At 40.4% G+C, this 7,210-nt stretch carries 10 protein-coding genes; 2 read left to right on the forward strand and 8 right to left on the reverse strand.

The features are described from left to right. Window positions 1-52: 52 nt before the first annotated feature. Both ABES02_RS25340 and ABES02_RS25345 read right to left on the reverse strand, forming a co-directional pair. Window positions 53-493, reverse strand: a complete 441-nt coding sequence (locus ABES02_RS25340; RefSeq protein WP_430140542.1) for a glycosyltransferase — start codon at window positions 491-493, stop codon at window positions 53-55. 73 nt (window positions 494-566) lie between these two features. Then, window positions 567-701 carry a hypothetical protein gene (locus tag ABES02_RS25345; protein ID WP_430140543.1) on the reverse strand — a complete coding sequence of 45 codons (135 nt, stop codon included), beginning with the start codon at window positions 699-701 and terminating at the stop codon, window positions 567-569. Window positions 702-814: 113 nt separating this feature from the next. Between ABES02_RS25345 and ABES02_RS25350 the strand changes: the two genes are divergently transcribed. Next, window positions 815-2,362: a glycosyl hydrolase family 28-related protein gene (locus ABES02_RS25350; protein ID WP_430140544.1), complete on the forward strand. Its 1,548-nt coding sequence runs from the start codon at window positions 815-817 to the stop codon at window positions 2,360-2,362. On the opposite strand, the gene ABES02_RS25355 is transcribed toward ABES02_RS25350, so the two are convergent. Beyond that, on the reverse strand, window positions 2,353-2,943 hold the full coding sequence (locus tag ABES02_RS25355; protein WP_430140545.1) for a DUF1836 domain-containing protein: 591 nt from the start codon (window positions 2,941-2,943) through the stop codon (window positions 2,353-2,355). The genes ABES02_RS25350 and ABES02_RS25355 overlap by 10 nt on opposite strands. Before the next feature lie 131 nt (window positions 2,944-3,074). On the opposite strand from ABES02_RS25355, the gene trhA reads away from it, so the two are divergent. Then, a complete protein-coding gene (gene trhA / locus ABES02_RS25360; protein WP_430140546.1) occupies window positions 3,075-3,722 on the forward strand; it encodes a PAQR family membrane homeostasis protein TrhA in 648 nt (215 codons plus the stop codon). Between the two features lie 51 nt (window positions 3,723-3,773). On the opposite strand, the gene ABES02_RS25365 is transcribed toward trhA, so the two are convergent. The 5 genes from ABES02_RS25365 to ABES02_RS25385 are packed head-to-tail and all read right to left on the reverse strand — an operon-like array spanning window position 3,774 to window position 7,023. Further along, window positions 3,774-4,445: a diphthine--ammonia ligase gene (locus ABES02_RS25365; protein ID WP_430140547.1), complete on the reverse strand. Its 672-nt coding sequence runs from the start codon at window positions 4,443-4,445 to the stop codon at window positions 3,774-3,776. Next, window positions 4,442-4,813 (reverse strand): DUF488 domain-containing protein, encoded by a 372-nt coding sequence (locus ABES02_RS25370; RefSeq protein WP_430140548.1) that lies wholly within the window; start codon window positions 4,811-4,813, stop codon window positions 4,442-4,444. Before ABES02_RS25370 ends, ABES02_RS25365 begins: the two co-directional genes overlap by 4 nt. A gap of 11 nt (window positions 4,814-4,824) precedes the next feature. Beyond that, window positions 4,825-5,055, reverse strand: coding sequence for an excisionase family DNA-binding protein (locus ABES02_RS25375; protein ID WP_430140549.1), 231 nt, complete (start codon window positions 5,053-5,055; stop codon window positions 4,825-4,827). 7 nt (window positions 5,056-5,062) lie between these two features. Next, a complete protein-coding gene (locus tag ABES02_RS25380) occupies window positions 5,063-6,091 on the reverse strand; it encodes a P1 family peptidase (protein WP_430140550.1) in 1,029 nt (342 codons plus the stop codon). Beyond that, entirely contained in the window at window positions 6,088-7,023 is a 936-nt protein-coding gene (locus tag ABES02_RS25385) for a dipeptidase (protein ID WP_430140551.1), read from the reverse strand. Before ABES02_RS25385 ends, ABES02_RS25380 begins: the two co-directional genes overlap by 4 nt. Window positions 7,024-7,210 lie beyond the last annotated feature (187 nt).

Raw genomic sequence — 7,210 nt, forward strand, 5'->3', positions numbered from 1 at the left:
TCATTTTTTTAGGTTAGTCTAGACTGGAAGAATTGTCTACAAGCTTTTTAAGTTAAAACTTTTTAGGAAACTGTTTTTGAATCCCTTTGGTAATCGTATCAGCGATATGAATAAGATGGGCCTCTCCTTTATCAAAAGCACGGATATCAGCATCCCAATCCTTTTTAAGTCGTGCTACGACGTTTTCAGTCACCATTTTTAAATGTAACTGGAAAGCTTGTCTTAATTGCTGTTTGTTCAAATAAGGGTTCGCATTACCTAGAAAATTAGTCATGTCATCGGCATTTTTATACCATTCTGCATTATATTTTTTTAGGTCAGCCTGGTTATTGGCTTTGGCCGCCTCGACTACTTTTCCCGCCAGAAGAATGTGCTCTCTAAGCAATTGGGCCAGTTTATCTCCTGCTGCTCTTCCATAATAGGGCTTTATTGCATTCCCGATTTCGTCCTGGTTTCTCAATAATCTTGCAAGTATCTTATCTTTGTCCTCCAAGCCTGCTATTGCACTTACGATATACTTATGTGTCCAAATCGCATGCTCTATCCAAAGTCTTCGAAAATCGAACTTAAAAGTGCTCTGCCTCTGCACTCATACTCGGATATTGTTTAACGACAGGCTGTTCTGCCTTTGCCCCGATTGCAGGCGAAATGAGGGAAAAAGACAAAAGGAATATAGTGATGGAAAGGAATATTTTTTTCAACGAAATCATCTCCTTTTTTTACTAAAAAAATTTTCCCCCAATTTTGTCATAATTATTTATGCCAATAATTAAAAGGTATACTATTTAAAAAAGCTTATTTCGGAGTGAGGAAAATGCTTAATTTAGATAAAAATCATAACCCGAAAAAAAACGCTGGGATACTAGCCGAAATAGTCGGAAGACCCTCAATCGCAGTTCAAGAGACGGTTGAACTTTTTAACCAGTTCAGGCAGGAGAGTCAATCCTTTCCAAAAAAATATCCTCGGAAGCCCTTCTCACTGGGAGAAGCCTTTTTTCGCCTTTTTTCAAAAGCAAGTAACCTTGGGGAACTCCCGAAGATTTTGGTAGATTCACAGGGACAAGTTTTCCCTGAGTGGTTCGAAATACTTGAAAATGAATTCAACAGCTTAGAAACTAAACGAATCAAAGAAGTAAATGTAGTTGATTTTGGTGCAGTCGGAGACGGAAAAACGGATTGTACGGCCGCTTTTCGGAAAGCGATTGGCAAGGGCCGCGTAAAAGTAATGGTACCACCGGGGATCTTTATTACCAAGGGTATCCGGCTGCCGTCCATGACGGTCTTGATTGGTGCTGGAAAAGGTAAAACAACGATTAAGTTGCATGACGATGCCCCTAAAAGTACAAGACTTATTACAAACCTTAATTATTGGAAAGGGAATCACCATCTTTTTGTTGGCTCCCTTAGCTTGGATTGGAATGTCGAAAGGCTTGGCGACACGTCCAAAACAAGTACTTGGGGGAATCATTCGAGCTGTTTAACGTATGCAAATGTTACCTACGGCTGGATAAAGGACGTAGAGGCAATTAATCCGGGGCTTCATTGTTTTGACATTTCCTCCACCTTGTACAATTATGCTGGAGACAGATTTCGTGCCCGGGGTGGAAGCAAGTATGTTTGGCTCGATAATTTAAACGGTTTTGGCTTTGGTGATGACGGCATCACCACCCATCATAGCGACTTTATTTTCATCTCGAACTCACATATGTGCGACCCAAGCGGACGAGCCCATCAGAAAGGTTTTTCAAACTCAAATGGGTTTGAAATCGATGATGGTTCACAAAATGTTCTACTCGTTCAAAATTCTTCGGCGAGGTGCTTTGGCGGTGTCGAAATTAAAGCTCATGAAAATTCGTCCGCAGCGGCCAATGTCCAGATTATTGGACATATTTCGTTGAATGATAATCGTTCCTTTAATTTTCGCCATATTGGCCATCACAAAAGTACCGATGCTGAATCAAAAACGGCCTATAATATTATGGCTGGGAATCTCCTTTCTATTGCACCGATTTTTTCAGATTTATATAAGGATTCCACGCCAAGGGGGTTGGTGGTTTCTGCTTATAAAAATGTTGTCATTAATCATTTTAAGTTGATTGGTAATCCAGATTACGACTACAAAGCTAATCCCGTCATTGCGATCCAATATCGGGCTAGAAATGTGGCATTGAAGAATGTTATGATTAGGGATTTTAATAAGGCAGGGCCGGGTATTAAAGTGTTTGGCGGTGAAAATCGGGCTGATTCTGTTGAGATTAGCAACGTGGAAATTGAGGGTTCTTCGGCGCAAGCCATTAATATCGGAATAGGAATCCAAGATATTAAAATTGAAAAGGTAAAAAGCGTCAACGTTTATCGATGACGCTTTTCTTCTCTTTCGATTGGAATTTGGTCGATTAGCTTTTCAGCAACTTTTCGATATAAGTTACTCATATGAACAAGTGAAGAAATCATAAGCACCTCTTCTAATTGTGGCGATGGTGCATGTTGCCCATCCACCAATTCCTCTTTTACTTCCTTCACTCGATCCTCCATATCCATTTTAAAGTCTCTGACATTTTTGCTGGTTAGATGTAAATAGCTATTATAAAAAGAGTCTACATCGATTTCCTCATTGATAATTCTTTTATTGATTCCAGCAAGCATCACTTTAATATCATTAATCGATAAAGCCCCTTTAAGCTGATAAATTAAACTGATTAATATGAGATGTTCTTTTGAATACTTTTTATTTTTTATTGGGAAAATCAACTTTCCTTTTGCATAGTTATTAATCATCGTTTTGGTGAGTACCTTTTCTTCTTCATTCCGCTTCGATTCAGCAAATTTATTCTCAAATAACTGAATGACTTGATCCATATATAAATCGATGTTTGGAATTTCTTCTAAAGTTAAGGCTGCATCAAGGCTAAGCTGTTCAATAAATTGATTGATATTCTCCATCGTAAAAACCCCGATCATATGCTTTATATTTTTCATTATACCTAATGAAATAAGCATTGACTAGATATTAAAACATTAGTATCATTATATATAGTTATTAAAACTACATGTTGTAATAGGAGGTATATTTAATGAACAATTACATTCGGGAACCTATCAATGGATTGACCCATTTAGCCGGGGCACTTTTATCTTTTGTCGGACTGCTTGCGATGGTTATCAAAGTATCTATGGGCTCGCCCTCACCTATGGCCATTACGGCTGTCATCATTTTTGGCATCAGTATGATTCTGCTTTATTCAGCATCTGCTACATATCACATGGTTATGGCAAAAGATAAAGTAATTGCCTTTTTAAGACGGCTTGACCATTCGATGATTTTTGTGTTGATCGCTGGAACGTATACGCCTTTTTGCTTCATTAGTTTGAATGGGAAAACGGGTGCGGTACTATTTTCGATTATTTCAGCGGTAGCAATCAGCGGGGTTGTGTTTAAAATGGTTTGGTTTAATTGCCCACGCTGGATTTCGACGGCCCTCTATATCGCAATGGGCTGGATGATTGTGTTTGTGTTCTCACCGCTTGCTGGCAGTTTAAATCCGTGGGGTTTATTTTTACTGGTGTTAGGTGGGGTTTTCTATACAATTGGCGGTGTCATCTATGGGGCTAAACCGAAGTTTTTAGAGTTTAAGTATTTAGGTTTTCATGAGATTTTTCATATTTTTATTTTACTTGGAAGCCTGGCGCATTTCTTATCTGTGTTTTTGTATGTAATCTAAATTTCTTTACAAATTGAGGACTTCATGAGGACAGTTGTCTGTCCTCATGAATTAGCTAGACAAAACCGCTTCAAATTCCAATTTCTTTGTGGTTTCAAGCGGAATTATTTCTCCTTTTTTCAGGTGAATTCTCTTCGAAAATAGGGGCCCGTTATAAACAAATGTGTGGTATTCCCCTGCTTCCCCCATTGGGCAGCTTTTGGTTTCCTGAATATCCTTCACAAACGTGGAATCTACTTTTCTACCAAGCCATGATTCATCCAAAACATCTTCCCTGACTCGAATGACGACTGCTTCGTAGCCGGATTGAACAAACTTTTCAAGTGCCTGTAAGGACTCCTCTTGCTTCATCCATAAAGGATAAATGGACTCAACTTCAGCGGATTCTGCAACTTTTTCTCCCCACTCCCTGTGAGGATCAAAATATAAATCCCCAAATGCAATTCCAGTTAATTCATATTGTTCTTTCACCTGTAATAATGCTTGGACAAAGTCATCTGTATAGCGCTCAAAGGAACACTTAATAAAATGGACAGGAATATTTAACGCTTTACCTTGGAGAATAATCATCTCTGTTTTTTCCCCGTGTCCAAACGTTCGCCCAATTTCGACTGGAACAGTCGTAAGCAAGCATGATACTTCATAACCCTGGTCGACTAAACTCTGCAAGGCCATACAGCCATCTTTCCCGCCGCTCCATGATAAAGCGATTTTATTTTTCATAAGGAACCCACCCTTCTAACAAGTTCTTCCTGCAAAACACGAGCGTGATTATAAATCGGGTCCTTTGCTCCATAAAGAAGAGTTACTTTATCTTTAGATGCCATGTCGATGATTTGCTCTATCATTTGAAACTTCTGCTCATCCAAACGTAATTCTTCTATGTATTTTCCTCGAAATTCTTCATAAAGCTCTGGTTTATGACAAAACCATTTACGGAGCTCAGGGCTTGGGGCAATCTCCTTAAACCAATAGGATAATTTCGCCGCTTCCTTTGATACACCTCGTGGCCACACCCGGTCAATTAAAATTCGGCATCCGTCCATCTCATCAAAAGGTTCATAGATTCTTTTCAGAAAAATATTCTCCATTGTTTCTCCCCCTAATCTTCATCCTTTACATCTAAATCTTCTGGGATGGGTTCGCTTAATATTTCTTCAACGAGTTGTTTGTATTTATCCATTTGATTAAGATGGGTATTAAATTGCTCTTTGTAAATTAAATACTCACTGCCGTCAAAGAGAGCGCGGATTTTCTTTTGTTGGATGAGGCTCTTGACGGTTGGTTCAGGTATCGATAAATATTCTGCTGTCTCTTTTATAGTAAGGTACATTTTTTTATTACTCCTCTTTTAAAAAGTCAAGCTGATGGACAATTCGCCCAGCTCTGCCTTTAGTTGTAATTGCTTGCGATAAAGAATTGCATATCGCCTCTTCTGCAGCTTCGGCAGCAGCTGTAAAAAGCTGGTTCATGATAGGATGTTCCTCACGCAACTGCGAACGATTTTCCGTTACTTCATCCGAAAAATGCGCTATTTTATGGGCTGTTGAAAAGGCAATGATAATATCCCCGCTTCCATGGCTAAAATGACTTCCCGTCCTGCCAAGGCCAATTCCGCATCGTTTCGCAACTCGCTGTAATTGCCGGTCACTCAAAGGTGCGTCTGTTGCTAGAACGATGATAATCGAGCCATCGGAGGTCTCTGACAAACCTGTCTTCTCAGAATTTCGAAACCTCAACAGCTCTTCCTTTTTCCCAAAATTACTAAGGACAAGACAGCCGATTGTATAGTCCTCAACCATTCTAGATGATGAGCCAATCCCACCTTTATGGCCAAAGCAAATCATCCCTTTACCGGCACCGACAGCCCCTTCAACTGCACGGTTTTCAGATGCATTTTGGATGGCTTCGATGGCATGCTCGACCTTTACTGGAAACAAGCGAATAGAATTTAAATAGCTGTCATTGCATTCACCAGTTACAATATTAATGGTCCCTGTAGTGTCGCCAATTTCAGGATTTTCCTTCAACATGTATTCGAGTGTTCCTTGGGTCACGGCAGGAACGGCAAAGGTATTCGTCAACATGATGGGCGATTCAAGAACGCCTAATTCATTTACTTGCACAAGGCCTGTTGTTTTTCCGAATCCATTAATGATATAACTGGCAGCAGTTACTTTTTCTTTAAACAAATTGCCTTTGTGCGGGAGTATAGCTGTTACTCCAGTACAGGCATACTCTTCCCCAGACTCATTCAGTGGGAAATCCAATGTCACATGCCCGACCATTACTCCCTCAACATCTGTTATACAATTTTTAAAACCTATAGGCATCCCGCCAATAGTGATTCCTCTTTCCCGAATCTTCATCGTCCTATCCCCGGTCTACGGTCAAGAAAGTTTTGATAGGCAAATCCTTTGACCTCTTCCTCTTTATAATGCTTTAATAGTTCATTTATGAGATTATGGGATTTAGAAGCATCTTCTAAGTTGGTAATAAAGGTAGATATCCCGTCAAAATCTGACCCTAAACCAATTTGCTTTACTCCTCCTAATGAACAAAAATGATCGATATGCTTCACCAAATCAAGGATACATACCTCTCCTGATTCTTTTACAAATGGCGGATGGTAGACGACATGAATAAGACCGCCCTTGTTAAACATCGCTGCCACCTGCTCATCCGTTAAATTTCGCGGATGTTGGCAAAGTGCTCTGGCATTGGAGTGGCTCGCAATCGGGTACTTAGCTAATTCAATTACCTCCCAAATCCCTTTGTCGCTTAAATGAGATACATCTGTGAGCACTTGATGTACATTATTTAAATCTACAATCTCTTTGCCAAACAGTGTGAGACCTCCCCCTCGAGGTTCCCCTGCACCATCGGCTGCTAGATTGGCATTATTCCAGGTTAGGCCGACTGAACGGACACCAAGCTGGTAAAGCATACGGAGCTTCATTAAATCGTTGCCAATCGCATCCACACCTTCAAGCGTTAACATCGCACCAATTTGGCCAATTTTCAAACAATCAAAATCGGACCATTCCTTTATGTGGACCATATCTGGATTTTTCCCTAATACTTCTTGATAAAAATAATCGATCTGCTCGAGTGCAGCTTGGAATTTGTAATCGGATGGGATGCCTGGTTCAATAAAGATCGCAAAGCACTGCACCTTAATTTTCCCCTGATGTAACCGACTTTTATTGGTTTGTAGTTCAGGTGCATCGGCAAATCGCAATCTACCTTTGCCTTCCTGGAGTTTCATTAAGGCGTCGCAATGAAGATCGATAATGTTCATGATGGAAAGACTCCTTTTTATTTAGGCTTTGTTAAACTAGTCTGTTGATTTCCGCTCCAGGCGCTTCGCTTTCCGCGGGCGTGCCGGGGAGCCTCCTCGTCGCTTCGCTCCTGCGGGGTATCCCCTGCCCCGTACTCCCGCAGGAGTCTTCGCGCCTTCCGCTCCAATCAACGAGCTTCGAAAATCA

Origin of the sequence: Neobacillus pocheonensis (assembly GCF_050477905.1) — a bacterium.
GTDB lineage: Bacteria > Bacillota > Bacilli > Bacillales > Cytobacillaceae > Neobacillus > Neobacillus pocheonensis_A.